Source organism: Campylobacter concisus, from assembly GCF_002914195.1.
GTDB lineage: Bacteria > Campylobacterota > Campylobacteria > Campylobacterales > Campylobacteraceae > Campylobacter_A > Campylobacter_A concisus_M.
Genome location: NZ_PPAU01000094.1, coordinates 1 through 26,947, shown reverse-complemented (window position 1 = coordinate 26,947; position 26,947 = coordinate 1). Strand labels below are relative to the sequence as shown.

Below are 26,947 nucleotides of genomic sequence, written 5' to 3'. Positions count from 1 at the left end.
TGCTTAAATGTTAGAATTTATAAGTGTAGCCTGTATAAATTCCTATAGTCGTATCTCTTAGCTGAGCTCCACTATTTTTCTTATAAAAAGTCTTATCAGCTTTTAAGCCAAACTCGATCGCGTTATGCTCATCAAATGAGTAGATACCGCCCGCTTTTGCACCGACTAGCAAACCTTTGAAATTTTTCTTGCTCGTTTCATTTTCAAATCTCTCTCTAACACTCAAATATCCAAGACCTGTGTATCCGCCAAGAACGGCTTTAAAATTTTCAGTGATATTTGGCGTATAATCAACACCACCTAAAAATTTATGCTTACTCCATTTTGCATCTGATTCACCAGCATTTTTCCTAGCTTTAAAGTCATAATAATAACCGCCATAAGCTCTATAGCTGTCAAAATCATAACCGCCATAAAAGCCAAGACCATAGTGACCTTTTTTGAAGTTGTTTTTCTCACTACTTGCTATGTTTTTTGTTTTGATTTTTGAGTTAAACGAATAATCACCTTCACCACCAACAAATGCACCTTGAGCTAGTGCAACTGAGCTTACCAAAGCTAGAATTAAGCTTGATTTTACAAGTAAATTTTTCATACTTCTCCTTTAAAAAATTTCTGAGATTTTATATCTAAGCTTTTAATCTATATAAAATTTAAATTTAATAAACCACTATTTTAATCATCCTTTGGCTTTAAAATTTAATAAGAAATTTTATACCAAGTGTCAATTTATTACTAATAGTAAATGTAGTAAGTGTGAGTATTATTAAGAAGATAAGAGTAAAAATACTTAAATTTAGCACAGCTTTAGGGCAGATCCTAAGCCCGTAGCCATGCCAAATTTATTAAGTTACACCCTAAAAATGCACCTTAAATTTCGCCCAAAAGCTTCTACCCGGCTCATAAAGCCTCGTGCCGTTCGGGATAGTTTCGTAGCCTGCGATACCGCCGCCGTAGCCGCCTTTTGAGTTATGATAGGCATATTTGGCGTCGTTTAAATTTTCGGCCGCTAGCAAGAATTGATAATTTTTGTATTTATAGCCCGCGCTTAGCCCCAGCGTCCAAAAGCTATCGCTCTTGCCCAGGTCCATGCCGCCCACGTCGCCGTAGCCTTTTTGCGCGCGTTTTTGCGATGCGTTAGCGTAGAAGTCGGCTTTGACGAACCAGTCGGGCTTTTCTAAACCGGCGCTTAGTTTAAACGCTAGAGGCGAAACCTTAGGCAACGCGTCGCCGTCTTTTAGGCCGCCCGCGTTTTTAGTCACCTTGCCGTAGACGTAGGATACGCCCGCCCCCAGCCTAAACATATCGGCTAGCAGCGTAGTGCCCTCTATCTCGCCGCCGTATAGCAAGGCGTCGGTATTAAAGGCGTCTGAGGACATGCCCATAGGATTATATTTTAGCATGATATAATCATCCATTTTTGAGACGAAGAAATTTGCGTTTAATTCGTAGTTTTTATCTTTTAGCACGGCGCCAAAGTCTAGTTGAGTGTTTCTTTCTTTATTTAGCTTGAGATTGTCGTCTTTACTCGTTTCCCAGTGATCCGGTAACCTTTGCGCATGACCTAGTCCCGCATAAAGCGTTAAATTTTGTAGATATTTTTCGTATCTAAAAAAGCCTGAGAATAAATTTTCTTTTCTGCTCTTATGCGTTTTTAACAGTTTTCTCTCGCCCGCATCCAGCCTAAGTCCGCCAAAAAGTCCGTAGTCGTTTTCAAGGACGTATTCGTTTTGAGTATATATCGTTTTATACGTTACCTTGCGCTCTTTTACGTGCGGCTTTGATAGGGCTGCTTCCATTTCGGCTTTAGTTACGCCCATCATACCGCTTCCGGCACCTCGCCATTTAAACGTATCTTCAGAGTATCCCGCGCCGATGAAGCTAGTTAGATTATCGAAATTTAACTCTCCCTCAACCTTAAAGCCGTACATATCGCGTATCGGGTGACTGATGCTATATCCCTTGCCGCGCCCCGTGCCCGGCACCACCGGACGCATGGTGAAGTTGTCCATTATATGATCGATTTGATGATAGTACGAACTTAGCCTGATCTTGTGCTCACCGACATCTTGTTCAAATTTTAGTCCGAAAGATTTACGGTCAAACTGTATGCCGTCCCTCATCCTGTCGGCATACGCCGCTTCGCCATCGCCTAGATCCGCGCTTAACTGCAATGCGGTAGTATCTGTGGGCGTTAGCGTACCCACGAGTGAGACGCTGTTGCGTTTATAGTGCGTATGCATTTTCTGCCCGCCGCCGCTTTTATAATCGCCGCTCTCGTAGTGTCCGCCGGAAACCTCTATGTTACCCAGCTCGTTGCCCGCCGCTACGTCCGCGGCAGTTTCAAATCTTCTAAAACTACCGCCAAGCACGCTTACGTTTCCTCCGAAGCTTGGTTTTGACAGCCTTGCTATCTCTCTATCGAAAAATATACCGCCGCTAATGAGCGCGCCGTATCTGACGTCTTGCGGGCCTTTTACGATGCGAACCGAGCTATAATTTTGCGCCGAGATGTAAGTGATGGGCGTATCCATGCGCATGCCGCAGCCGCCGTTTAGCGTGCTACCGTCGATTAGTACCGGCAGTCTAGCCGCCGTCTGCGAGCGGTAATAAACCTCGCTGCCGCCTCCGCCCTTGCGCTCCATCGTAAAGCCGCTCAAATTTAAAAGCGATTTAGCGATGTCGCCGTTTTCTAGTATCGCGCCTTTGCCTACTATTTGAGCCTTTGTCGGTTCGTCAAGAACGGACTTTTGTATCTTTGCGGAAACGGTAACCGGAGCCAAGTCTATCGTTTCTTCAGCACCAAGCATTAAATTTGGTACTAAAGCAAATGCTAAAACGTAAGAAATTTTCATGTTTAGTCCTATGAAATTAATATTTAAAATTAAAATTAAAGCAAAAATGAACTTAAATAAAGTATAAATATTTATATAACATTAATTTTACAATACAGAAATTTGAGTCAAATAGTATTATTTTAGTTGGACTGCATTAAATATATAAAGAAACGATTTTGGCGAATTAAAACCGAAGCAATCTCGGTTTTATTAAAATTTTAGCATTATAAAACCGAGATAAAATTTATAAAATCTCTTTTATGAGTAGCTGCGGGGTAACAAGTCCGCGGAATGAATTTTTTGATATACAAAAGATAATATCTATCATCTCGCCCACTCTAGCGTGTCTTGTAAAGTTAAAAAATAGAGCCTCAAGTGTTTTATTATCCTTTTGCAAGATGAGCTTTAGGTGATTTTGATCTCTTCCTATAAGTCTTTCATTTTTAACAAGAGCATTTTTTATCTTAAATACTGGGCGTGGATTCTTCTGTCCGTAAGGCTCATAAAATTCTAAAATTTCAAGCAGTTCAAAGTCTATCTCACTTGGCATTATGTCACCAAGTAGTTCGTCCGAGCTTTTGCAATCTTGCATATTTAGGCATGAGCAACTTTTATTTATTGCTTCTTTAAATTCCACCAAATTTTCAGGCGCAAGTGTAAGTCCAGCCGCTCCTTTATGACCGCCGTAACTTGTTAGTAAATTTTCGTGGCTTGCTATAAGAGATAAGATATCAAGCTTACCAATGCTTCTAGCACTGCCTTTTGCACGGCCTTTATCGATGCTAAAGACAATAGCTGGCTTTGCAAAGTGCTTTGCAAGGCGGCTAGCTACGATGCCTATCACACCCTCGTGCCACTGCTCACCCCAAGTGATGATGACTTCATCGTCTTCTTTTACGTCCTTTAGCGAGCATTCAAAGAGTTGGCGCTCCTCCTCTTTTCTGGAGTTATTAAACTCTATTATCATGTCAAGATAGTTGTAAGCCTCTTCGATGCTCTTTGCACGCAAAAAGTTAAATGAATTCATCGCATCGTCCATGCGTCCGGCTGAATTTATAAGCGGAGCTATAAGAAAGCTAATATCATCGCACTCAAATTTTTCCTTACCATAAAACTCTTTTATAGCGTGAAATGCGGAACGCTTAGACACATTTAGCTTACAAATGCCAAGACGAACAAGCATTCTATTCATATCTCTTAGCTCCATCATATCAGCGATTATCGCGATAGCTAAAAGCTCTAGAAATTTGCTCATATCGTAATTTAGTCCAAAAACATCCTTTAACGCTCCAACCAAATACCAAGCGACCTCAGCACCACAAATTTCGATATTTGGGAAGTTGCAGTCTTCTTGTTTTGGATTAATGATCGCATAAGCTTCTGGGAGAACAGCTGGTGGCATGTGATGATCTGTGATGATAAGATCGATGCCTTTTTCTTTACAGATAATGGCCGCATCGTTTGCAGAGATGCCGTTATCAACGGTGATAATCAAGCTTACATCGGCTGAGAGTTCGTCTATTATCTCAGGATTTAGCCCATATCCATCTTTAAATCTATTTGGAATTTTTACTAGGTAGTCTTTCACGCCAAGATCATCAAAAAACTCAGCTAAAATCACACTTGAAACCACACCATCAACATCATAATCACCAACAATGGCGATGTGCTCGTTTTTCTCGATCGCTTCTTTGATGCGATTAGCGCCTTTGTAGATATCTTTTAGGGCGCTTGGCGTTGGAATTTCACTAAGTTTTTTGTGAACATCGTTACAAAATCTACGTGCTAGTAAATTCCTTATGTCCTCTTTATTTAACATAGCTTTGGCAAGGACTTTTTGACGCCCTGCCAGCTTTGACTAATGCTATTTGTTCACTTAAATTTACGCCCAAAGTGCCAAAAATTTGGCAACAAAAATGCTTTTTTTTCATCGTAATCTTTCGTCTTTATTTTGAATGCTTTGATTATATCTTTTTGAAATTTAATTTCTTATAATTTTCATTGAAAGTAAGATTTTCAGGGCGAAGGATATGCTTGAAGGCTATATCAAATTGATAGTCTTTACAAATTTATCATACTTATAAAAACGGCGATCGTTAGTAAAATTTACACTATTTACATTCTAAATTTATCGTCGTTTTCGTCCTATTTTACTCCAAATTTCGCAAAAACTCCGCGTATTCTCTAGCTCCGCGCTCTAAATCGTCATGGCTTGATACGTAGTCCACGCCCGGAGTCTCCTCGGCGCCGTAAAATGCGAAAAAGTCGCGGTAATCGGCGTGAAAATAGTATTTAAACGCAAGCTCAAACGGCGTAAGAACCTCGCGCAAGCTAAAATGATAGCGTCCTTGCGGGCAGTAGTCGCTCTTTTTGATGCCCGCAGTCACGGCTAGCGCGACCTTGCGGCCCGCTATACCGTCCGAGCCGCGCCCATAGGCAAAGCCGTGCGTCATCACCGCATCGATCCACGATTTTAAAATCGGAGGGCAGGAGAAGTTGTGAAGCGGAAACTGCAAAACGAGGGCGTCGTGGGCTCTGATGAGCTCTTGCTCGTGCGCGGCGTCGATATCGCCGCTTGCGTAAACCTGCGTCAAATCATGAACGCTAAAGCGCTGCGGCTCTTTGAGAGCCTCTTGTAGCAGGCGTTTGTTTATGACCGAGTTTTGGATGTCTGGGTGGGCTAAGATGATTAGAGTTTTCATTTTTCTCCTTCAAAATTTATAGCAAAAAAGTGGATTTATCTAGTAGATAATTTAGACAGCAAAATTTAAGATTTGCTGTTTTCTAAGCTTGCCTTGATAAAGCCTAATATCACAGGATTTGGTCTAGTTAGGCGACTAGTAAATTCAGGGTGGCACTGCACGCCGATAAACCACGGATGATCTTTGAGCTCAATAGCCTCTATCAGTCCATCACTCTCGCCACTTACCACAAGTCCAGCTTTTTCAAAGGTATCTTTATATTTTGGATTTGCTTCGTAGCGGTGGCGGTGACGCTCTTTTACACTCTTTGCGTTGCCATAAATTTCAGATAAAAGTGTCTTTGGTTTGATATCACAATCATAAGCACCAAGTCTCATTGTGCCACCAAGTGGGCTTGTATGAGTCCTGATCTGCTTTTTGCCATGAGCGTCAATGAAGCTATCTATTAAGTAAATGATAGGATTTTTACACTCTTTATCAAACTCTATAGAATTTGCATCTTCTAAACCCAAAACATCTCTTGCAAATTCAATCATTGCAAGCTGCATGCCAAGGCAAATTCCAAGATATGGGATCTTATTTTCACGAGCAAATTTTATGGCTTGCATCTTGCCTAAGACGCCCCTTTCGCCAAAACCGCCAGCTACTAATATGCCGTCCACGTCTTTTAAAAGCTCATTTACATTGCTCTCTTCTATCTTTTCGCTATCTATCCAGCGTAAATTTACTCTAGCGTCTAAATTTGCTCCAGCATGGATGATGCCCTCAGTTAGGCTCTTATAGCTCTCTTTTAGATCGATATATTTGCCTACAAAGGCGATTGTTGTTTCGTTTGTTGGAGCGATGATCCTTTTTACTAGGCTATCCCAGTTTGCCATGTCTGGTTTTAGCTCACCAAAACCTAAATTTTCAGCGATCGGCGTTAATATATCTTGCTTTAAAAATGAAAGTGGAATTTGATAGATACTTGCGCTGTCTAAGCTCTCTATGACGCAGTTTTTCTCCACACCACAGCTTGCTGCGATCTTATCTTTTAGCTCGCGGTTTAGTGGCATTTCAGATCTGCAGATGATGATATCTGGGCTTATGCCGATGCGTCTTAGCTCGCCTACGCTATGCTGAGTTGGCTTTGTCTTTAGCTCGCCAGCTACTTTTATAAATGGCACAAGCGTTAAGTGGATATTTAGCGCTCTTTTTTTACCAACTTCTACTCTTAAGGCTCTTATCGCCTCTAAAAATGGTAAGCCCTCGATGTCGCCAACGGTTCCGCCTATCTCAACGATGAGCACATCTTTGCCCTCGCCTGCTTTTTTGATACGATCAACTATCTCGCCAACGATGTGAGGGATCACTTGGATAGTCTTTCCAAGGTAGTCGCCACGTCGCTCTTTTTCGATGACTGAGCTATAAACTCTGCCCGTTGTGAAGTTGTTATCCTGACTTAGGCTCTCATCTAAAAATCTCTCATAGTGACCAAGGTCAAGATCAGTTTCAGCGCCATCGTCTGTGACAAAGACTTCGCCATGTTCTAGCGGGCTCATCGTGCCAGGATCTACGTTGATATATGGGTCAGCTTTTAAAACGCTCACCTTTAAGCCAGAATTTTTAAGTAATGTCGCGATAGATGCAGCTGCGATGCCTTTTCCAAGTGAGCTTAAAACACCACCTGTGATAAAAATATACTTCGTCTCTTTTGCCATCAAATTTTCCTTAACTTTAGTTATTTTTTAATCTGCCGATTATACCCCTTAAATATTTAGTAAGGCATTAATCTTGCAAATTTTAAAAATTATTCTTTAAGTTTTTTTGTTATAGACTTCGACATCATGATTAAAAACTGCTTAAAAAACATCGCCTCATTATATGTAGACGGCTTTAAAAATATGAAAATAGGCAAGAAACTATGGCTTCTCATAGCGATAAAGTTTATCATCATGTTTGGAATTTTAAAGGTCTTCATCTTTGACGAGACCCTTAATACCAAATTTCAAACCGACGAAGAAAAAAGCGAATTTGTAATTCGAAATTTAATAAAGGAATAAAATGTCTGAGATGGATTTTGTTGACTGGTCTAGGGCTCAGTTTGCGCTGACTGCCATTTACCACTTTTTGTTTGTCCCGCTCACTTTAGGGCTAAGTTTTATCATCGCCATTATGGAGACGATATATGTCAAAACTGGTGACAAAGCCTGGCTTGAGATAACGAAATTTTGGCTAAAGCTCTTTGGTATAAATTTCGCTATTGGTGTCGCTACTGGCATCATCATGGAGTTTGAGTTTGGTACAAACTGGGCAAATTATAGCTGGTTTGTCGGCGATATCTTCGGCGCTCCGCTTGCAATAGAAGGCATACTCGCATTTTTCATGGAGAGTACATTTTTTGCCATTATGTTTTTTGGCTGGGATAAGGTCAGTAAGAAATTTCACCTATTTTCAACATGGCTTGTTGCGATCGGTTCAAATTTAAGCGCACTTTGGATCTTAATCGCAAATGGCTGGATGCAATACCCAATCGGCATGAAATTTAACCCAGACACAGCTAGAATGGAGATGGAAAATTTTTTCGAAGTCGCACTAAATCCACTTGGCATTAGCAAATTTTTACACACAGTAACTAGTGGCTACACTATCTCGGCTCTTTTTGTGATAGGAATTTCTGCTTGGTTTTTAATCAAAAAACGCCACATCTTACTAGCTAAAAAAAGTATCGTGGTTGCTAGCGCATTTGGCCTTATCACATCGGCATTTTTACTACTTAGCGGCGATGAAAGCGCATATTTTGTAGCTCAAAAGCAGCCTATGAAGCTTGCTGCGATGGAGGGACTTTACAAGGGAGAGAAAAACGCTGGCCTAGTTGCTGCTGGTATTTTAAACCCAGCTAAAAAGCTTGGCGATGACACTGAGCCATTTTTGCTTGAGATAAAGGTGCCTTACGCACTTGGTATCATGGCAAACAGAGAGCTTGACTCATTTACGCCAGGCATCGATGACCTACTTTATGGCAATAGCGAACATAATCTCATGAGTGTTGAAGAGAAGATGACAAAGGGCAAAGTAGCTATAGAAGCTCTTAAAAACTACAAAGAGGCTAAAAAAGCAAATGACGAGAGCCTAATGAAAACTTCGCTTTCAAATTTAGAAAGCAACCTAAATTTCTTAGGATATGGCTATCTTAAAGACGCAAAAGAAGCTGTGCCACCAGTTGCACTTACATTTTATAGCTTCCACATCATGGTCGCACTTGGTACATATTTCATAGCTCTTTTTGCTATCACTCTTTATCTAAATCTCTCAAGAAAATATAAATTTGAAAACATAAGAGTATTTTTGTGGATCTGCCTCTTTACCATACCGCTTGGCTATATAGCAGCTGAAGCTGGCTGGATAGTAGCAGAGGTCGGTCGTCAGCCTTGGGTGATACAAGATCTCATGACCGTTGGCGTAGGAGCTACAAATTTATCTGACTCAAATGTCAAAATTTCATTTATATTATTTGCTGTTTTATTTACGGTCTTGCTAATTGCTGAGATCAAAATCATGCTTAAGCAAATAAAGATAGGATTTAACGACCATGCATAGTTTAAGCTTAGAAAATTTACAAATTTATTGGTGGTTTATAGTTAGCCTTCTTGGCGGACTTTTGGTATTTATGATGTTTGTTCAAGGCGGTCAAACACTCATCTTTAGCCTTGGCAAGGACGAGCTTAAAAAAGATATGCTCATAAATTCTATCGGTAGAAAATGGGAGCTTACATTTACAACGCTTGTTATGTTTGGTGGCGCGTGCTTTGCGGCGTTTCCACTATTTTACGCTACTAGCTTTGGTGGTGCCTACTGGGTTTGGCTGGCTATTTTATTTTGCTTTATCGTCCAAGCTGTAAGCTACGAGTATCGCAAAAAGCCTGATAACTTCTTAGGCGCTAGAACTTATGAAATTTTCCTTTTCATAAATGGCTCACTTGGCGTTATCCTTATTGGCATGGCGGTTAGTACCTTTTTTAGTGGTAGCGACTTTGTACTAAATGAACATAATTTTGTCGAGTGGAAGACTCCATTTCGCGGTCTTGAAGCATTGGCAAATCCTTACTTGTATTTACTTGGTATAGCGATGTTTTTCCTATCTCGCGTAGGCGGCTGCTTATATCTTATGAACAACATCGCTGATGGCGAATTTATACAAAACGCTAGAAAACAGCTAATTATCAACACCGTGTTATTCTTGCCATTTTTCCTAGGCTTTCTTGCTTGGGTGCTTACAAAAGATGGCTTTGCATACGACTCAAATGGCGTAGTTAGCCTTATGCCTTACAAATACGCCATAAATTTGATCGAGATGCCTATCGTTGGCATATTGCTTCTTGTTGGCGTTGTTTTGGTACTTGTTGGAATTTTCCAAGGGGCATTTACAAAAAGCATTCGTGGAATTTTTGCTTACGGCGTTGGCGTTACGCTTGCTGTGACTGCGCTATTTTTGATAACAGGCCTAAATGGCACTGCATTTTATCCGTCATTTAGCGACCTTGCTAGCTCGCTAACTATCAAAAACGCAAGCTCAAGCCACTACACACTTGGCGTTATGGCATATGTTAGCTTGCTGGTGCCAGTAGTGCTTGCTTATATCATCGTCGTCTGGAGAGCGATAGATAGCAAGAAGATCACACAAGATGAGATCAAAAACGATCATCACGCATACTAAGGATAAAAGATGTTGGAAGCAGGAATTTTTTTGATACTTTGGCCAGTGACACTATTTGCTAGCTATAAATTTGTTCTTTTTTCTCTTAAGAAATTTGACGCAAATAACTAAAATTTAGGGGCATTTGCTCCTAAATTCTTCTTTTTATTTTTACTCTTTAAAACGACTTCTTTATAAATTTATTTAAGCCACTTTTCATATAAGCGTTAGTTTTGTGTGAAATTTGGGTAGTAAGATATCATTAAATTTTATTAAAGGAGCGAAAATGAGCAAGAATTTCTTAGGTTCTGTTGCCCTTGCGGCTGTTTTGGTTAGTGGTTTTGGCTTTAGTGCTCCACTAAACGCTGGAGTCCTGGCTCATCACGTAAAGGTTCAAGGCGAGCTTGGATCGGTCTTTATAAATCCTTACGACGTATCACCGCTAACTGCTATCATCGATAGAGCTGGCAAAGACATCAAAGATATCCATGTCAAAGTAAAAGGCAAACCAGATGGCGGTATCGACATCGACTACAACGTCTCAGAGCATGCCCTGCTTACGCATGATGGCGTGCCTATTTGGGGACTTTACCCTGACTATCTAAATGAAGTAGTCGTAAGCTACACGTTTAACGGAGCTAAAAAGGTAGAAACATATAAAATTTACGCCCAGCCTATCGTCACATATAGCCGTGATTTTAGATTTTCTCACATGCAAAAGACTCGCGTCAAAAAGGTCGATCCTGCCTTTAAAAACAGGCTCTATCTCATAAATAATACAATCACAAGCGTCTATAAACCGCTTGATTGGAAAAATGGCGGAGCTGCTAGTTGGAACGACTTTACAGAAAACTACATCGTAGATACCAAGGGTGAGGTTAGATGGTATCTTGACTATCAAAAATTTTACGACCGCAGCGAGCGCAGAGTGATGGATGGAGGCATGATGATGGGCTTTCATCAGCTAAAAAATGGCGATATCAGCTTTGGCATGGCTCAAAGATATCTAAGATATGACCTTATGGGAAAAGAAATTTATAACCGCCCACTTCCAAGAGGCTACATCGATCTAAGCCATGAAGTTATGCCATTAAAGGACGATCACGCACTTCTTAGAGTTGGCAAATACAACTACCACCACAAAGACGGTAAAATTTCTCACACCATAAGAGACCACATCATCGAGGTCGATAGCACCGGTAAAGTGGTCGAAGAGTGGGATCTAAATGAAATTTTTGGCAACAACGTCTACCGCAGCAACCTCATAAAAGCGCTTGACGCTAGAGCTGTTTGCCTAAATATCGATATGGACGCAAAAGAGATAAAGATAAGCGACGATCAGCCATTTGGCGATGTCACCTCCACTGGCACAGGTAGAAACTGGGCTCACGTAAATTCTATCTCATACGATGAGAGCGACGATAGCATCATCCTCTCACTTCGCCACCAAGGCATCGTAAAGATAGGACGTGACAAGAAAGTAAAATGGATATTAGCTTCGCCTGAGGGCTGGAGTGAAGAATTTAAAGCCAAAGTGCTAACTCCAGTCGATAGCAAAGGTAATAAGATAAAATGCGAAAACTCAAAATGCGAGGGCGAATTTGACTGGTCATGGACTCAGCACACTGCATGGCTAACGCCAAGATACGACAACAAAGGCAGCATAAAACACCTAAGCGTATTTGACAATGGCGACGCAAGGGGCATGGAGCAGCCAGCCTTTAAAGAGGATAAATACTCCCGCGCGGTTGAGTACAAGATAGATGAGAAAAAGGGCACGGTTGAACAAACTTGGCAGTTTGGCAAAGAGCGTGGCTTTGACTTTTATAGCGCAGTTACTAGCAACGTCGAGTGGCAAAAAGATAAAAATACCTACTTCATCTCAAGCTCAAATGTAAATTTACTCCGTCCTGACAAGACTATTAAAATGGTCTTAGTTGAGATCGATCCAAAGACAAATGAGATCAAATTTGAGATGGATGTGGACTCTGCTTCAAGAGATGATGTTGCTTATAGGGCGATGGTTATTGATCCGGAGGTATTTAGTTATTAGCAGTATCTGGTGTGAGATTTTTCTCGCACCAGCTTTTAGTTGTTGTTTTGAAATTTATAGATTGCTTCTTTGATTCTAGTAAGGTTAAAATTTATCGCTCGCTCTAGCTCTGGCAAGTCTATATCTTTATCAGCTTCAAACGCTTTTACCATCTCGCTTAACTCTTTTGTCTCATCGCTTGCAAGAACTGTGCTTTTAAAATTATCATCGTCTATCTGGTCAAATTTTAAAAAAATTGACACAAATTTATCTTTTAAAATTTCTTTATTTAGCTTTCTATTTTCCAAAGCTTTCTTTGTTCCACCATTTTTATTACAGGTTCTAAATATAGAATCTATTGTTTCATTCACTTCATCAAGTAAAATTTCTATTTTTTCACTTTGCATATAAAACTCTCTTAACTATAAATTAAATTTAAAATAAAAGCTAATCGCTCTTGTTTTGGAGATTAGAAGTTGTTTTACTTCTTCGCGTAAAAAGGGAAAATTAAAGTTGTATTTGTGAAGTTATTTTCATAAAAGTTTGTGCCAGAATTTAAAATTTTAGTTTGCATTGGCATCACTTTTATGCCCTCTATTTTTGCGATCATTTTCTCATCCTTGTTAAAAAATTTTATCGCATTGTATAAATTTTCATAGGTCTTGTAAATTGTACCAAGGTACAATAAAGCCCTATAAATCAATATTTATAACACATTGATAATATTTTTACGTTATTATTTTGCATACTGCTTTGATTAAAATTACCGAAATTTCGTAGCTATTTAGCTCATCCTTTTTGGATAAATTTTAAAAATTTAATGTGTTATTTATGTAATAAAAAAATTTTTAAATTTGCAAAAATTTTTTAAAATCTTTGATACTTTATATGTGATAAAATCCTCTCAAATTTTAAAAAAGGATCAAATTTGAGAAGCGATATAATCAAAAAAGGCTACACAAGAGCCCCACACCGCTCACTTTTACGTGCGACTGGGCTAAAAGACGATGACTTTGCTAAACCCTTCATCGGAGTTGCAAACAGCTTTATAGAGATCATTCCAGGGCACTTTTTCTTAAATAAATACGCACAAATTTTAAAAGATGAAATTCGCAAAAATGGCTGTATTCCATTTGAGTTTAACTGCATCGGCGTGGATGACGGCATCGCGATGGGACATGGAGGCATGCTATATAGCTTGCCTAGCCGTGAGATCATCGCAAATTCAATAGAAACCGTGATGAACGCTCACGCACTTGACGCACTTGTTTGTATGCCAAACTGCGACAAGATCGTCCCTGGCATGGTTATGGGCGCTTTAAGAGTAAATGTACCAACCGTGTTTGTAAGCGGTGGCCCAATGAAAAAAGGCTACACAAAAGATGGCAAGCCAATCGACCTTGCGACTGCGTTTGAGGCGGTTGGTAAATTTGAGACCAAAGAGATAGATGAGGCCGAGCTAAAAGATATCGAGTGCAACGCATGTCCAAGTGGTGGTAGCTGTAGCGGTATGTTTACGGCAAATTCTATGAACACGCTTTGCGAAGCGATGGGCATAGCACTCCCTGGCAACGGCACTATCCTAGCACTAACCCCAGAGCGTGAAGAGCTCATCAGGCAGGCTGCTCGCAGGATCTGCGAGATCACACTTGATGAGAAATTTAAGATAAGAAACATACTAAATGAAAAGGCGATCCGCAACGCGCTTGTCGTTGATATGGCGATGGGTGGCAGCAGCAACACCGTCCTTCACATGCTAGCCATCTCAAGAGAAGCTGGCGTAAATTTAGATATCAAAGAGCTAAATAAGATCAGTCAAAATATCGCTCACATCGCTAAGATCAGCCCAAGCTTACCAAATGTGCACATGGAGGATATCGGCAGAGCTGGTGGTATGAATGCAGTTATAAAAGAAATTTCACGCAGAGATAATGGCATGCTAAATTTGGACAATCTCACAGTTAGTGGCGAAACTTTAGGAGAGCGTGTCAAGGTAAGTGACATCAAAGATGAAAGCATCATTCACAAGGTAGAAAACGCCTATTCACAAGTTGGCGGACTTGCCATTTTGTTTGGAAATTTAGCTGAGCAAGGCTGTGTCATCAAGACAGCTGGCATCGTTGGTGAGCGTAAATTTAGCGGCAAAGCGGTCTGCTTTAACTCACAAGATGAAGCCATCGCTGGCATTTCAAGCGGTAAAGTAGATAAAGGCGATGTCGTTGTCATCCGCTACGAAGGCCCACGTGGAGGCCCTGGTATGCAAGAGATGCTAAGCCCTACTTCACTCATCATGGGACGAGGCCTTGGCGCGGACGTAGCGCTCATCACAGATGGTCGCTTTAGCGGGGCAACAAGAGGTCTAAGCATCGGCCACGTGAGCCCAGAAGCAGCTGAGGGTGGCATGATAGGCTTGCTACGAGACGGCGACATCATCGATATAGACGTCGATAAATACGAGATAAATGTGCGCCTAAGCGAGGCTGAGATCGCAAAGAGAAGAGCAGAATTTAAGCCAGTCGATAAGCCACTAACCTCTCGCTGGCTAAGACAATACCGCAAACTAGTCACAAACGCAAGCAACGGAGCAGTGCTGGAAGCATAAAAATTTATTACAAAAGCAAGGAGTAGCCTCTTTGCTTTTGTAAAAATATAAAGATTTCTTCACTTTTTAAGGATACCAAATGCAACAAGATTTTTATTTTTATGCTGCCATATTTTTAGGAGTACTATTTTTGATTGCGATATTTGTCATCTATTCATTTAATAGAGACAAACTCGAGCTAAAAAGAAATTTGACACAAAAAGAGCAAGAAAATTTTGAAATTTCATCAAATCTAACAAATTTAGTATCTAAAAATAGTGAAAATCTGCAGCTAATTAGCGAGCAAAAAGCAAGGCTTATGTCAAATCACGAGCGAATAGACGAGCTCATCGGCGAGATCGATGCGCTAAAGACCAAAATAGCACAAAAAGATGAAGCCGAAGATGCGATGGAGCGCGTGATAAACGAGCTTAAAGAGAGTATCGGTACAGCAAATGAAAGGGCCAAGAATAACGAGGCAAATTTCACTGCAACACTAGCCGAGCTAAATCAAAATAAAAATGCTTTAGTTGAAGCAAGCGAGAGAGAAAATAGATTAAAACGTGATATGGCTGTGCTTAGAAATGAAATAGAAGCAAAAGAAAATAGCCTAAAAGAGCAAGAGGCAAATTTATTAAAAGTAAAAAATGAGTTAAATTTGGAATTTTCTAATCTTGCAAATAAAATATTTGAAGAAAAAAGTGCGAATTTCACACAAAATAGCCAAAATTCTTTAGATCTTTTACTAAAGCCACTAAAGGAGCAAATTTCAACCTTTCAAGAGCGCGTAAATGCAGTCCATGACGAATCAATTAAAGGCATGAGCGCGCTAGGAACACAGATTAAGCACATAAGTGAAATTGGTATCTCCATGTCAAAAGAGGCAAACTCACTAGCCACTGCACTAAAAGGTAGCAATAAAACACTTGGAAACTGGGGTGAAATACAGCTTGAACGCACATTTGAGGCTTCTGGACTTATAAAAGATGAGCATTACTTGACACAACAAAATTTCAAGAACGAAGAAGGCAAACGTCTTATTCCTGATTTTATAGTAAAGATACCAGATGGCAAGCATCTAATAGTTGATTCTAAAGTCTCACTTATGGCTTACGAAAAGGCTATCACAGCTAGCAACGAAGAGGAGCTAAATTTAGCATTGAAAGAGCATATTGCTTCTATGAAAAATCACATAGATAGCTTAAATAGCAAAAATTACGGTGAGATCGTACCTGATAGTCCTGATTTTGTATTGATGTTTATACCAATTGAGCCAGCATATATCGAGGCTATGAAATTTGATAGTTCACTTTTTGACTACGCATTTCAAAAGCGTGTAATACTAGTATCTCACACTACGCTTATGCCTATTCTTCGCACAGTGGCAAATTTATGGCGCATAGAGCGTGGCAATGAAGAGGCAAAAAATATCGTAAAGAGTGCGATTAAAATTTATGATAAAGTCCGCAATGTGGCCGAGCACATGAATAGACTTAGCAATACACTAAATACTGCAAATAAACATTTTAACGCCCTTGCATCAAGTTTTAGTGGTAGAGATGGTCTTGTTAGTAGACTTGAAAATTTTAAACGCTTGTCTCCAGATGAGCAAAAAGATATAGAAGTAAAAGAGATCGGCGTAAATAACGAATTAGAAAAAGAGGATTAGGATATGGCTAGAAAAACTAGCCATAAAATTTATTTTAAAAGACCTTGTTTTTTCATTTGTTCCATTACTTGAGCAAACATCTCTTTAGCTTGTTTGCAAGTAGCGTCTTGTTGCTCTTTTGGAAGTGCAGCAAGTTGATCCATTGATTGTTTCTTTTGATCTTCATAAATTTTTACTTGTTGCTCTTGTCCAGCTTGTTTGTAAGCTTCGACCATTTTGTCGATGTCTGAGAAGTAAGACTTGCAAGTATCTGTAAGATCTGCAGCGTTTAGGCTTAGTGCAAAGCCAAGAGTAGCTAAAACTAAAAGTGATTTTTTCATCTCTTTCTCCTTGTGAAAATTTGAAAGAATTGTATCATTTTTATAATATTTTATGACTTAAATTAATAGTCAAGGTAAATACCTCGACTATTTTGGCTTTTTAGCCTAGAAATTCGCGTTTAAAATACTCTTTTGGAGCTTTGCAAAGCGGGCAAGCACCTGGAGCTTTTTTGCCTCTGTGAACGTGTCCGCACACCTCGCAAACCCAGATATCCTCTTCGTCGCTCTCAAAAAAGCCCTCTTCATCAAGCATCTTTTTAAGCTCCAAATACTCTCTTTCATGCTCAACCTCAACCTTACCGATCGCGTTAAATAGCCTCTCAACATCTCTTAGCTCTTCTTCTTTTGCGATCTTTGCAAAGTCTGGATACATTGTCGTATGCTCATAGTTTTCACCAGCTGCCGCATCAAGTAAATTTTTATCCATCTTGTCAATTGGATCGTTCATTAGCTCGTGATATTTTTTAAACTCAGCTCTTGCGTGCCATTTTTCATTTTCAGCTGCCTCGTAAAAGTGTCTAGCTATTGCGTGATAGCCTGCTTCTTTGGCTAGATCGCCATAAAGCTCATACTTGTTTCTAGCTTGTGACTCGCCAGCAAATGCCTTCATCAAATTTACCGCTGTTAAATTTTCAGTGACACACTTCATCTCTTCGCCGCAACAGGTTAGTCTGCCGCCACCAACTTTTTGTACCTCGATCTCGTTGCCGCATTTTTCGCATTTGTATGTTTCGTGCTGTCTCATTTTGACTCCTATTTTGATAAATTTTGATTGGATTATAACCAAATAATCAAAATAAGTAAATAATAATTTTTATTGATAACGTATATTATTATTTTATTTTTTACATAAAATTTGTGTGAGTTTTGTTACAAATGGAGAGACTAGCAAAAGCACAGGATACGCCACTACAAAGGCTTTTACATAAGCAGTTAGCCAAATTTTTACAAAGCCATCAACAAAGCCAAGATTTAAATATGTCAGCACAAATGACATAAAAAACGCCATAAATGCTGACATTATAAACGCAAAAACATATTTATAAAATTTTGCTGGTATCATGAAATTTTGCCTATCAGCTCCCCTAACCTTTTTGCATGATCAAGTGCCTTTTGCCTCATCAAAGCAAGCTTTGCCTCATCGTGCCTACTCTGATATGATAGTCCTCCGCTATAAACATAGCCTGCAAACTCCATACCACACATATTTGCTAACGCCTTAAGCGGCGGCAAAAACTCCTCTATCTCGTATCGCTGAAGCGCCTCTTTTTTATAAAGCTCCTCAGGCGCACCAGAAGTAAATGAAAGCACTAGCTTCTTGCCACGTAGCTTATCTCCGCTGCTGCCATGAGAGAAGCCATGAACTAGCACGTCTTCAAACCACTTTTGTAAAAGTGATGGCACACCGTACCAGAAAAATGGATAAACAAGCACGATCACATCAGCCTTTACTAGCTTTTCTTGCTCGGCTTTTACGTCTATCACGTAGTTTTTATAAAGCTCGCTTAGTATGTCAAATTTAGCCTCTGGCAAGTGCTTTTTTAGCTCGCCCAAGATTATCTTATTTGCAAAGGAATTTTCAAGGTCAGTGTGACCTGATACAACTAAAATTTCACTCATTTTCTCTCCTTAAATTTACTTACAAACAAAGCTACTAGCCTTGCTCGTGTCGCCACCCACATATGTAGTAGCTACCTTGGATATGCGCACACCAAGAATTCCTTACCAGCGTAGCTCTTACTCTTAGCTAGCATGTTCTTTGTCCTTTTCGTTCCACACCGCATCTATCATCTCGTTGTTTAAAATTTCACATCCAGCCTTATCAAGGGCAAGAGCCGTGCTACGAACAAGCGCTGGTGCGCAAAAAAGTGAAATTTTCTTCATAACATCTCCTAAAATTTTATCTTGCTAAATGAGGTCTCGTTTTTGAGACCAAAGCCGTCAAATTCATCTATCAGTCCGGCTCGCTCTTTGGCGTAAGATTTGTAGTTTTCGCTGTGGCGGTAGCTATCAAAGCTAGCCTCGTCTTTGTAAATTTCAACCATCACACACTTGTTAGGTGTCTCTTTTAGGCTAAATGCAAACTGGGCAAATGCACCGTCATCTACGCTTTTTTGCATATATTTTTTGATGATCTTTTCAAATTTCGCATCGCTTTTTGCTTTTAGGCTTAAATTTGTCATGTGAAAATAGGCATCTTTTAGGCGCTCTGGCGTTAAATTTTTAGAAAAAGCGGCCCATTTTTTTACGCTAAAAGCCTTTTTACTAGCTAAAATTTCAGCGCTCGCACTTGCAAATTTCTTGTAGTGCGCTGAGGCTACGTGTTTTTTATAAGCCGTCTCGTCCTTGTAAAACTCAAGCACATAAAATAGCTCCGGCTTACTCTTTGCGCTCATGAAAAATATCGCCTGTGTGCCTGGCTCACTCTTTGAGTTTAGAATATTTTCTCTGCCAAGCTCTTTTAGCAAAGTCTTATTATTTGGCGTTGAAAGCAGCTCGTGTAAGCTCACTTTCGCCTCCGCCCCAAAGGCAAAAACCGCCAAAATCGCTAGTAAAAATAGCTTTTTTATCATCAGATTTCCTTAAATTTATTTCTCAACCACTCTTTTCATCCAAGCAAAAAGCTCGTCTAAGTCATAGTCGCCGCCATGTCCTTGTCCCCAGACCGCTTCAAAATCAACCTCTTTGCCAGTATTTTTAAGCGAAAGTGCAAGCATAGCAGGCACGGCGAGGGCTAGATCGGTGTCGTTTGTGCCCTGCCTTATGCGGTAAAATTTCGCCGCCTCTTTATTTTTAGTGTAGTTCATCGCATTCATCATCTTTATGACACCAGCCTCCGCCATCTCGCCACCACCTCGCTCTTTTGCAAATTTAGTAAAGTGCTTTGCGGGCGTTTTGCTATCACCAAATAGATCGTTTTCAGGATTTTCCAGCGAAAGCCCGTCAAAGGCAACTGGTGCTTTAGCACGTTTTAGCGAGGCGATAAAGTCTTCAAATTTAAAGGTATATCCAAGCTGGCAGCCTTGCGTGTCAAGCGTGATAAATTTAGGTGTGAGCGTATTTTTATCACCACTCTTTGTAGCTGTAAATGCTCTTGAAAGCAGGGCGTTTATATACTCTTTGAAACTGCCCTCGCCATTTTCATCAAGGCTTAGCGCGTGGCCTTTGGCGTCTTTTAAATTTAGTGAGTTTAGATAGGCTGGGAATTTACTCTTTAGCTCGCGTGAGAGCTCTTTTTGCGTGGCGTTTAGCTCGCCTGTGATAGTCTTTGGCTTTTTGCTTCTGTCGTTAAAAGAGCTCGCGTCAAAGCTTGAAAAGTCTATCCTTTCAAATTTATCCAAATCCCCAAACATCCACTCATACGCCTCGTCCTCATGCTCTAAATTTGTAACAGGGCAGTAGGCTGAGACGGCATAAATTTGATCGTCCGCCTTCGCAGCGCCTAGCTCGTCAAGATATGGCTCGTACTCTTTTGCGTTTGCGCTAGCGCCAAGCAGTGCCGACATCGCGCCGCCTGCGCTCGTGCCGTTTGAGATGATCTTATTTGCGTCGCCTGGCATAAATTTATCGTTAAATTTTAGATATCTAACGGCCGCTTTTAGATCGACTATCACAGCTGGGGCTTTGCCGATGAATTTCTCGCCATCTTTTAGCGTCCTGCCTCTAGCGCCAACGCTTGCCACGACGTAGCCTCTAAGAAGCGCTTCAAGAGTGGCATTTGGCTTTTCGTTTTGGATTTCTGGTTTTTGTGGTTTGGCGCTCATGTAGCCACCTATGCCATTTGGCATAAAGATAGCGCTCTTTTGGTCGCTAAATTTCTCCTCTGGCACGTAAAAATTTAAGACCTCGTAGTCGCTAACTGGCTTTGCCACATAGACTATGCCTTCATAAGCTCTAAATTTAAGCGTCCTCTCGCCAACTTGCACGCTTTTTAGCTCAAATTTCTTTTCATCAAATTTAAGCTCACTACCAAAGCAAGTACCTACTAAACAAACCCCTAAAATAGCAACTCTAACGCCTTTCATGATCTGCCTTTTTGTTTTGTCCTACTTTTTGCTTTACCAGCCTTGGCGTAGGCTACCAGGGCTTTAGCACCTAGTTATCTTTTGGCTCGTATTTGATAGCGTAGTCAAATTTTGGCTTACTTAGACTAAACTCAAAGCTATCTCTATCCACCGCGCCAACGCAGTAATGGCTATCATAAAGACGAAGCAAAAACTCCGCCATCTCTTCACTCGTGTGGTACTTTTTAAACGCCTTGTCGTAGTCGTAGCTCTCTTTGCTAGTTGCCACCATGGCAAATTCTGTCTTTGTGGCAGCTGGAGCTAGCACTTTTGCCTGCATCTTTGCCTGCTTGTCTTGTGCTAGCTCGTGGTAAAGCCCCTCACTAAAGGCGCTTACGAAAAATTTGCTAGCGCAATAGGTCACGACGTTTGGCACGATATTGTAGCCTCCTATCGAAGAGATGTTGATGAGCTGCGTATCTTTGTCTTTATATTTTTTAGTAAAGAGCGTTGAGAGCGTCACAAGAGAGATGATGTTTAAATTTATCATCTGCGTCACTTTCTCTAAATTTTGCTCGCCGACCTTGCTGTGGTCGCCAAAGCCAGCATTGTTTATAAGCGCTTTTAGCTCAAATTTTTCTAAATTTCGCCAAAGAGCTAGGACATTTTCTTGCTTTGAAAGGTCGCAAATTTCTATCACGACCTCTACGTCTGCAAATTTAGCTATCTCGCTTTTTAGCTCCTCTAAAAGCTCCCTGCGTCTTGCAACAAGGATCAAATTCTCCCCACGCTTTGCAAATGCCTTTGCCGCTGCCGCTCCTATGCCTGAGCTTGCCCCAGTGATCACTATATATTTTTTCATTTTGTAAATTCCTCCGGACTATAAATCTTCACACCTTCACTGTGATCATCTTGTGCTACTTGCACGATCACTCTGGCGATATCTTCCGCTCTCATCGGACGATACTCGTCAAAAAAGCCTTTTGGGATAAATTTAAACGCCTTTATCACCAAGTACTCACCTAGTCTAAATTCTTTCCTATCAGCCTCGATAAGTGGCAGCCTAGCGATATGAAATGAGCTATATCCAAGCTCTTTTATCTTTGCTTCTGCTTGACCTTTTGCCTTTAGGTAAAACGAGCCTGACTTTCTGTTTGCCCCTGCAGCCGAGAGCAAGACAAAGCGTTTTGCCCCACACCCCAAGCCAAATTTGGCGAAATTTATCGGATAGGTCACATCGACTTTATAAAACTGCTCTTTGTGCTTTGCCGCTTTCATCGTCGTGCCAAGCGCGCAAAATACGTCATCAGCGATAAATGGCACCTCATCTTTAAAATCATCAAAATTTACTATCTTTACTTCAAGCTTTTCATGAGTAAATTCTAGCTCATGCCTGGCAAGGGCGATAACCTTACTATAATGCTCGCTCTCGCATAAATTTTTTAAAATCTCACTTCCCACAGCACCGCTAGCTCCAGCTATAAGGGCGATCTTTTTCATATCTTTCCTTTGTAAATTTAAATAAATTTTATCTCGCTAAGGCAAAAATTTCACTTATGGCCTCTTTTGTATAAATTTGCTCTAGCCTCCTACCTTTCGCATAGTCATAAACTAGAGCCATAATCTCATCTAAATTTGTATCATCAACTCCGATTTCTATAAGGCTTGTAGGTGTGCCAATCTTGCTAAACCACTCTTTTAGCTTCTCTATGCCTGCGTCTGCGTCATCCACGCCAAAAATTTCTTTGCCAAAGCGCTTAAATGCCTCTAAATTTCTACTCTTATACCACTTCATCCAAGCTGGCATCACGACACTTAGCCCAGCTCCATGCGCACAATCAACCACTGCACCTATGGCGTGCTCGATCATGTGATTTGGATAAGAGTAGCCAGCTGTGCCAACGTAAGTTAAGCCATTTAGAGCCATCGTAGCAGCCCAGGCAAACTCGCCTCTAGCATCGTAATTTTCTGGCTCTTTTAGTAAAATTTCTGTCGTTTTCATAACGGTTTTAATATTTGCTTCGATGTATAAATTTATGATCTCAGGCTGAATGCTCGCTGTAAAGTAGCCCTCGATGCTATGAGCGATAATGTCGGAAGCCGAATAGACCAAATACTCCTTGCTTACACTTGCTTGAAGTAGTGGATTTACCACCGATACTTTTGGGTAAAGACAAGCTCCGTGCATAGCAAATTTCTGTTTCGTGGCTTCGTTTGTGACGACCGAGCCGCCGTTCATCTCTGAGCCAGTTGCTGCAAGCGTTATGATGTCAAAGATCATAAGCGCTTCGCTTGGATCTTTACCGGTAAAAAAGTCCCAAACGTCACCATTATATTTAACTCCAGCAGCCACAGCCTTGGCGCTATCAAGCACCGAGCCACCGCCTATTGCTAGCACGCTATCGACGCCTTGCTTTTTAGCTAAATTTATAGCCTCATTTACCTTGCTTAGCACTGGATTTGACTTCACGCCACCGATCTTGCAAAACTCGATGCCATTTGCACTTAGGCTCTTTGCTACGACATCAAAAAGGCCATTTTTTATGATCCTATCGCTGCCATAGATGATAAGCGTCTTTTTAACGCCAAATTCTTTCATATATCTGCCGATATTTTGCTCTTTATCTTTGCCAAATTCTATTTTTGTAGGGTTTAAAAAGCTAAAATTTTGCATAGTTTCTCCTTATTAGTTTTAATGATTATAGTTTTACAAAGCAAAAATTTTTGTTAAAAATAATGAGTAGAAATTTAAAAGTTTCTTAGTTTGATAGGAAGTTTTGAGATGATTTTTTTCGGATCAAAACTACTTTTAGCATCAACCAAATTTCCAAAATTTTCACCTGTGCTAAGAAATTTTTGCAAATAATAATTGCCTCTATATCCAAGGTCATAAAGAATTTCAGACATCAAAGAAATATCTGCTTCATCTAAAAAATCTGCATGCACGGTTGTTCTTACTTCAAAATCGAAATTTATCTCAAGCAGATATTTTAGTGTGCTAATAAATTTTTCATATAAATTTGAGCCAGTTACGCCCACAAATTTCTCTTTTGGCGCTTTAAAATCAAGTGCAATATAGTCAATCAGCCCTTCGCCTATCGCCTCTTTTAAAATCTCAATATGAGAGCCATTTGTATCGACCTTTAGGCAAAAATTTCTTGACTTAACCTCTCTTGCAAGTTTTAAAAATAAAGGATTTGCCGTGCATTCGCCACCGCTAAAAACGATACCATTTAGCTTACCTATACGGCGGTCTAAAAAGCTACAAACCTCATCCATTTCTATATTGCCATTTGAATTTACAACTTCTATATTGTAGCAATACACGCATCGCATATTACAGCCTGCAAACCAAACTACCGCAGCCACTTTGTCTGGATAATCAAGCGTAGTAAATGGCGTTATACTAAAGACTTTATGCAAATTTATGGACCTTTTGAGATTTAAAAGGCACAGAAGATTGTGCCTTTTTTATTTGAGTTTTTATATTTTTATTGGCTGCGGTGATTATCTTTTGCAGCAACTTGCATATTCGTCAAATTTAATACGCTCTTTATGCTCACCTTTTTTACCAAGGTTAAAGCTCTCAACTGGGCGATGATAACCCATAACACGAGTATAGACTACGCATTTTGTGCGTTTGTCTTGTACTTTTTCTAAAATTTCTTTTTCTGTCATTTCCTCTCCTTATTTGGAATTGTTGTTCTCTTTTTCTATTAATTCTGCATCACAAAGCGGGCAAAACTCATGCTCGCCAGCAATATATCCATGTTTTGAACAAACGCTAAATACAGGCGTTATCGTGATATATGGAAGCTTATAATTTGAGATTATGCTCTTTACAAGCTCCTTGCAAGCTTTAGGTGAGCTGATCCTTTCTTTCATATAAAGGTGAAATACTGTGCCGCCAGTGTATGAAGTCTGAAGATCATCTTGCAAATCAAGCGCCTCGTAAGCATCATCTGTAAAATTTGCTGGAAGCTGGGTTGAGTTTGTGTAGTAAATATTCTCCCCGCCACCTGCTTGGATGATGTCTGGATAGCGCTTTTTATCCTCTTTGGCAAAGCGGTATGTTGTGCCCTCAGCTGGAGTCGCCTCAAGGTTGTATAAATTTCCAGTCTCTTCTTGGAATGTCCTTATCTTGTCGCGCAAAAACTCAACCATCTCAATAGCAAAATCGCGTCCAAATTTTGTTGAGATATTCTCTTTATCATTTGTGAAATTTCTAAGAAGCTCGTTCATGCCATTTATGCCAATCGTGCTAAAGTGGTTATTAAAGTGCTTTAGATATCTAGCTGTATAAGGATAAAGCCCTCTGTCATACATCTCTTGGATAAATTTGCGCTTTTTTTCAAGTGTCGATTTAGCAAGCTCCAAAAGATAGCTAAGCCTGTTATAAAGTGCGACTTTATCACCTTTGAAGTTGTAGCCTAGGCGAGCTAAATTTATAGTGACAACACCGATCGAGCCCGTCATCTCGGCACTACCAAAAAGACCACCACCTCGTTTTAAAAGCTCTCTTAGATCAAGCTGCAAGCGGCAACACATAGAGCGGACATGGCCTGGTTTGTAGGCTTTTTCGTTTTCTATCTTATTGCCATTTTCGTCATAAGTGTATTGTGAGCCGATAAAATTTTGAAAGTAGCTTGAGCCCATTTTGGCGGTGTTTTCAAAGAGTACATCCGCCACTTCGCTATCCCAGTCAAAATCCTCTGTGATATTTACCGTTGGTATCGGAAATGTAAAAGGCTGTGAGCACTTATCACCAGCTGTTAAAACCTCGTAAAATGCCTTATCTATGCGTGCCATCTCAGGCTCGAAGTCCTTGTAGGTCATATCGATCAAATTTTTTCTGCCACGCTCGTTTGCTTTTTTCAAAATTTTCTCATCTTTTACATTTGTAAAGAGGTGTATATCATCACTCGTTGGGATCTGATCTCTTAGGTCGCTTGGGCAAGTGATGTCGATAGTTACGTTTGTAAATGGACTTTGTCCCCAGCGTGCAGGCACATTTAAGTTAAAAATAAAGCTAGTTATCGCCTTTTTGATCTCGGCGTCACTTAGATCGTCTTTAAAAACGTAAGGCGCAAGGTAGGTATCAAAGCTAGAAAACGCCTGAGCGCCAGCCCACTCGCTTTGTAAAATTCCTAAGAAATTTGCCATTTGATAAAGCGCTTCTCTAAAGTGCTTTGGTGCCTTGCTCTCGACCCTGCCACGAACGCCGTTAAAGCCCTCATTTAGCAATGCTCGCAGGCTCCAGCCAGCGCAGTATCCTGTGAGGCAGTCAAGATCATGGATGTGATAGTCGCCGTTTCTGTGAGCAAGACCCTCTTCTTTGCTATAAACAGCGTCTAGCCAGTAGTTTGCTATGACTTTGCCAGCGGTGTTGTTGATGAGGCCTGCATTTGAGTAGCTTGTATTTGAGTTTGCAGAAATTCTCCAGTCGGTGCCGTTTATATACTCATTTATCGTTTGAGTTGAATTTATGTAAGTTGTATCGTCATTTAGGCCTAAAATTTGCTCACGTTGAAGCTTATGCGTGTGGCGGTAGAGCATAAAGCTCTTTAAAACGTCGAAATATCCACTATTAAATAGCTCTTTTTCGATCGCATCTTGGATGTCTTCGACTGTTATCGCGCTTGATTTTTGAAAGATATCTTGGACAACATTTGTAAAAACTTTCTCATCATAAGCTAAATTTTCGCTAGCAAATGCTTTTTTTATCGCATCTACTATCTTGTATGCCACAAATTCTTGTCTTGTGCCATCTCTCTTCAAAATCTCACGCATTACTCGCTCTTTCTTCTAAATTTTTCAATACAAAGTTTAAAAGTATAGGACAAGAAAGCTTAAACAATAGATAACTATTTTATCTTGTTTAATAATATTTATCAAAAAATATAAAATTTTGAAAAGTTTTCTTAAATGATAAATTTACGTTATTTAGGTATTTTAAACTAAAATTTCTTTATTTTACTTAAATAGTTATTGTAGTTTTAGTTTTTAAAGTATTATATTTAAAAAATTTTACAAATCAATCAAGCTTATTTGGGTATCATTTCAGAAATTTATAGATCGAGACATTTGCAGTAGTTAATATGTTTTTAAATTTAAGCACAATTATTAG

At 40.1% G+C, this 26,947-nt stretch carries 24 protein-coding genes and 1 pseudogene; 6 read left to right on the top strand and 19 right to left on the bottom strand.

Translation table 11 applies throughout. The features are described 5' to 3' along the window. Positions 1–10: 10 nt before the first annotated feature. The 5 genes from CYP28_RS05355 to CYP28_RS05335 form a co-directional block, all read right to left on the bottom strand. The gene (locus CYP28_RS05355; protein WP_103593395.1) at positions 11–595 is read right to left on the bottom strand and encodes a hypothetical protein; all 585 of its coding nucleotides are present in this window, start codon (positions 593–595) and stop codon (positions 11–13) included. Between the two features lie 262 nt (positions 596–857). Further along, positions 858–2,855, bottom strand: a complete 1,998-nt coding sequence (locus CYP28_RS05350; RefSeq protein ID WP_103593394.1) for a TonB-dependent receptor domain-containing protein — start codon at positions 2,853–2,855, stop codon at positions 858–860. 226 nt (positions 2,856–3,081) lie between these two features. Then, positions 3,082–4,656, bottom strand: a complete 1,575-nt coding sequence (gene recJ / locus CYP28_RS05345; protein ID WP_103593393.1) for a single-stranded-DNA-specific exonuclease RecJ — start codon at positions 4,654–4,656, stop codon at positions 3,082–3,084. 331 nt (positions 4,657–4,987) lie between these two features. Next, positions 4,988–5,539, bottom strand: coding sequence for an NAD(P)H-dependent oxidoreductase (locus CYP28_RS05340; RefSeq protein WP_103593392.1), 552 nt, complete (start codon positions 5,537–5,539; stop codon positions 4,988–4,990). Between the two features lie 65 nt (positions 5,540–5,604). After that, complete coding sequence (locus tag CYP28_RS05335; protein ID WP_103593391.1) at positions 5,605–7,239, bottom strand: CTP synthase; 1,635 nt, start codon at positions 7,237–7,239, stop codon at positions 5,605–5,607. Positions 7,240–7,365: 126 nt separating this feature from the next. Between CYP28_RS05335 and CYP28_RS05330 the strand changes: the two genes are divergently transcribed. From CYP28_RS05330 to CYP28_RS05315, 4 genes are all read left to right on the top strand, one after another. Continuing rightward, positions 7,366–7,581 carry a DUF4492 domain-containing protein gene (locus tag CYP28_RS05330; RefSeq protein WP_103593390.1) on the top strand — a complete coding sequence of 72 codons (216 nt, stop codon included), beginning with the start codon at positions 7,366–7,368 and terminating at the stop codon, positions 7,579–7,581. Position 7,582: 1 nt separating this feature from the next. After that, positions 7,583–9,118, top strand: coding sequence for a cytochrome ubiquinol oxidase subunit I (locus tag CYP28_RS05325; protein ID WP_103593389.1), 1,536 nt, complete (start codon positions 7,583–7,585; stop codon positions 9,116–9,118). Beyond that, positions 9,111–10,235 (top strand): cytochrome d ubiquinol oxidase subunit II, encoded by a 1,125-nt coding sequence (locus CYP28_RS05320; protein ID WP_103593388.1) that lies wholly within the window; start codon positions 9,111–9,113, stop codon positions 10,233–10,235. Before CYP28_RS05325 ends, CYP28_RS05320 begins: the two co-directional genes overlap by 8 nt. 265 nt (positions 10,236–10,500) lie before the next feature. Next, positions 10,501–12,267, top strand: coding sequence for an aryl-sulfate sulfotransferase (locus CYP28_RS05315; protein WP_103593387.1), 1,767 nt, complete (start codon positions 10,501–10,503; stop codon positions 12,265–12,267). Positions 12,268–12,302: 35 nt separating this feature from the next. Here CYP28_RS05315 and CYP28_RS05310 read toward each other — a convergent pair whose 3' ends face one another. Continuing rightward, positions 12,303–12,653: a hypothetical protein gene (locus CYP28_RS05310; protein ID WP_103593386.1), complete on the bottom strand. Its 351-nt coding sequence runs from the start codon at positions 12,651–12,653 to the stop codon at positions 12,303–12,305. A 74-nt stretch (positions 12,654–12,727) separates the two neighbouring features. Continuing rightward, positions 12,728–12,856, bottom strand: coding sequence for a hypothetical protein (locus CYP28_RS10610; protein WP_258032473.1), 129 nt, complete (start codon positions 12,854–12,856; stop codon positions 12,728–12,730). Positions 12,857–13,174: 318 nt separating this feature from the next. On the opposite strand from CYP28_RS10610, the gene ilvD reads away from it, so the two are divergent. Then, entirely contained in the window at positions 13,175–14,848 is a 1,674-nt protein-coding gene (gene ilvD / locus CYP28_RS05305; protein WP_103593385.1) for a dihydroxy-acid dehydratase, read from the top strand. 79 nt (positions 14,849–14,927) lie between these two features. Further along, positions 14,928–16,496: a DNA recombination protein RmuC gene (rmuC, locus tag CYP28_RS05300; protein ID WP_103593384.1), complete on the top strand. Its 1,569-nt coding sequence runs from the start codon at positions 14,928–14,930 to the stop codon at positions 16,494–16,496. Between the two features lie 29 nt (positions 16,497–16,525). Here the strand turns inward: rmuC and CYP28_RS05295 are convergent, their stop codons facing one another. The 12 genes and pseudogenes from CYP28_RS05295 to CYP28_RS05245 form a co-directional block, all read right to left on the bottom strand. Further along, positions 16,526–16,816, bottom strand: a complete 291-nt coding sequence (locus CYP28_RS05295; protein WP_087584912.1) for a DUF5339 domain-containing protein — start codon at positions 16,814–16,816, stop codon at positions 16,526–16,528. 100 nt (positions 16,817–16,916) lie between these two features. Beyond that, positions 16,917–17,561 carry a ferritin family protein gene (locus tag CYP28_RS05290; RefSeq protein WP_103593383.1) on the bottom strand — a complete coding sequence of 215 codons (645 nt, stop codon included), beginning with the start codon at positions 17,559–17,561 and terminating at the stop codon, positions 16,917–16,919. 93 nt (positions 17,562–17,654) lie between these two features. Further along, positions 17,655–17,879, bottom strand: coding sequence for a DUF2798 domain-containing protein (locus CYP28_RS05285; protein ID WP_103577173.1), 225 nt, complete (start codon positions 17,877–17,879; stop codon positions 17,655–17,657). Then, positions 17,876–18,436 (bottom strand): NAD(P)H-dependent oxidoreductase, encoded by a 561-nt coding sequence (locus CYP28_RS05280; RefSeq protein ID WP_103593382.1) that lies wholly within the window; start codon positions 18,434–18,436, stop codon positions 17,876–17,878. The genes CYP28_RS05285 and CYP28_RS05280 overlap by 4 nt, the downstream gene beginning before the upstream one ends. Before the next feature lie 123 nt (positions 18,437–18,559). Then, complete coding sequence (locus tag CYP28_RS10330; protein WP_180997930.1) at positions 18,560–18,700, bottom strand: hypothetical protein; 141 nt, start codon at positions 18,698–18,700, stop codon at positions 18,560–18,562. An 8-nt stretch (positions 18,701–18,708) separates the two neighbouring features. After that, positions 18,709–19,389 carry a putative quinol monooxygenase gene (locus tag CYP28_RS05275; protein ID WP_103593381.1) on the bottom strand — a complete coding sequence of 227 codons (681 nt, stop codon included), beginning with the start codon at positions 19,387–19,389 and terminating at the stop codon, positions 18,709–18,711. A 15-nt stretch (positions 19,390–19,404) separates the two neighbouring features. Continuing rightward, positions 19,405–20,841, bottom strand: a complete 1,437-nt coding sequence (locus CYP28_RS05270; protein WP_103593380.1) for a subtype B tannase — start codon at positions 20,839–20,841, stop codon at positions 19,405–19,407. Positions 20,842–20,911: 70 nt separating this feature from the next. After that, positions 20,912–21,682, bottom strand: coding sequence for an SDR family NAD(P)-dependent oxidoreductase (locus tag CYP28_RS05265; protein WP_103593379.1), 771 nt, complete (start codon positions 21,680–21,682; stop codon positions 20,912–20,914). Beyond that, on the bottom strand, positions 21,679–22,320 hold the full coding sequence (locus CYP28_RS05260) for an NAD(P)H-binding protein (protein WP_103593378.1): 642 nt from the start codon (positions 22,318–22,320) through the stop codon (positions 21,679–21,681). Before CYP28_RS05260 ends, CYP28_RS05265 begins: the two co-directional genes overlap by 4 nt. Before the next feature lie 28 nt (positions 22,321–22,348). Beyond that, positions 22,349–23,494, bottom strand: coding sequence for an iron-containing alcohol dehydrogenase (locus CYP28_RS05255; protein WP_103593377.1), 1,146 nt, complete (start codon positions 23,492–23,494; stop codon positions 22,349–22,351). Positions 23,495–23,568: 74 nt separating this feature from the next. Then, positions 23,569–24,243 (bottom strand): anaerobic ribonucleoside-triphosphate reductase activating protein, encoded by a 675-nt coding sequence (locus tag CYP28_RS05250; protein ID WP_103593376.1) that lies wholly within the window; start codon positions 24,241–24,243, stop codon positions 23,569–23,571. Positions 24,244–24,327: 84 nt separating this feature from the next. Next, positions 24,328–26,610, bottom strand: a pseudogene (locus tag CYP28_RS05245) (ribonucleoside triphosphate reductase). Positions 26,611–26,947: the final 337 nt, after the last annotated feature.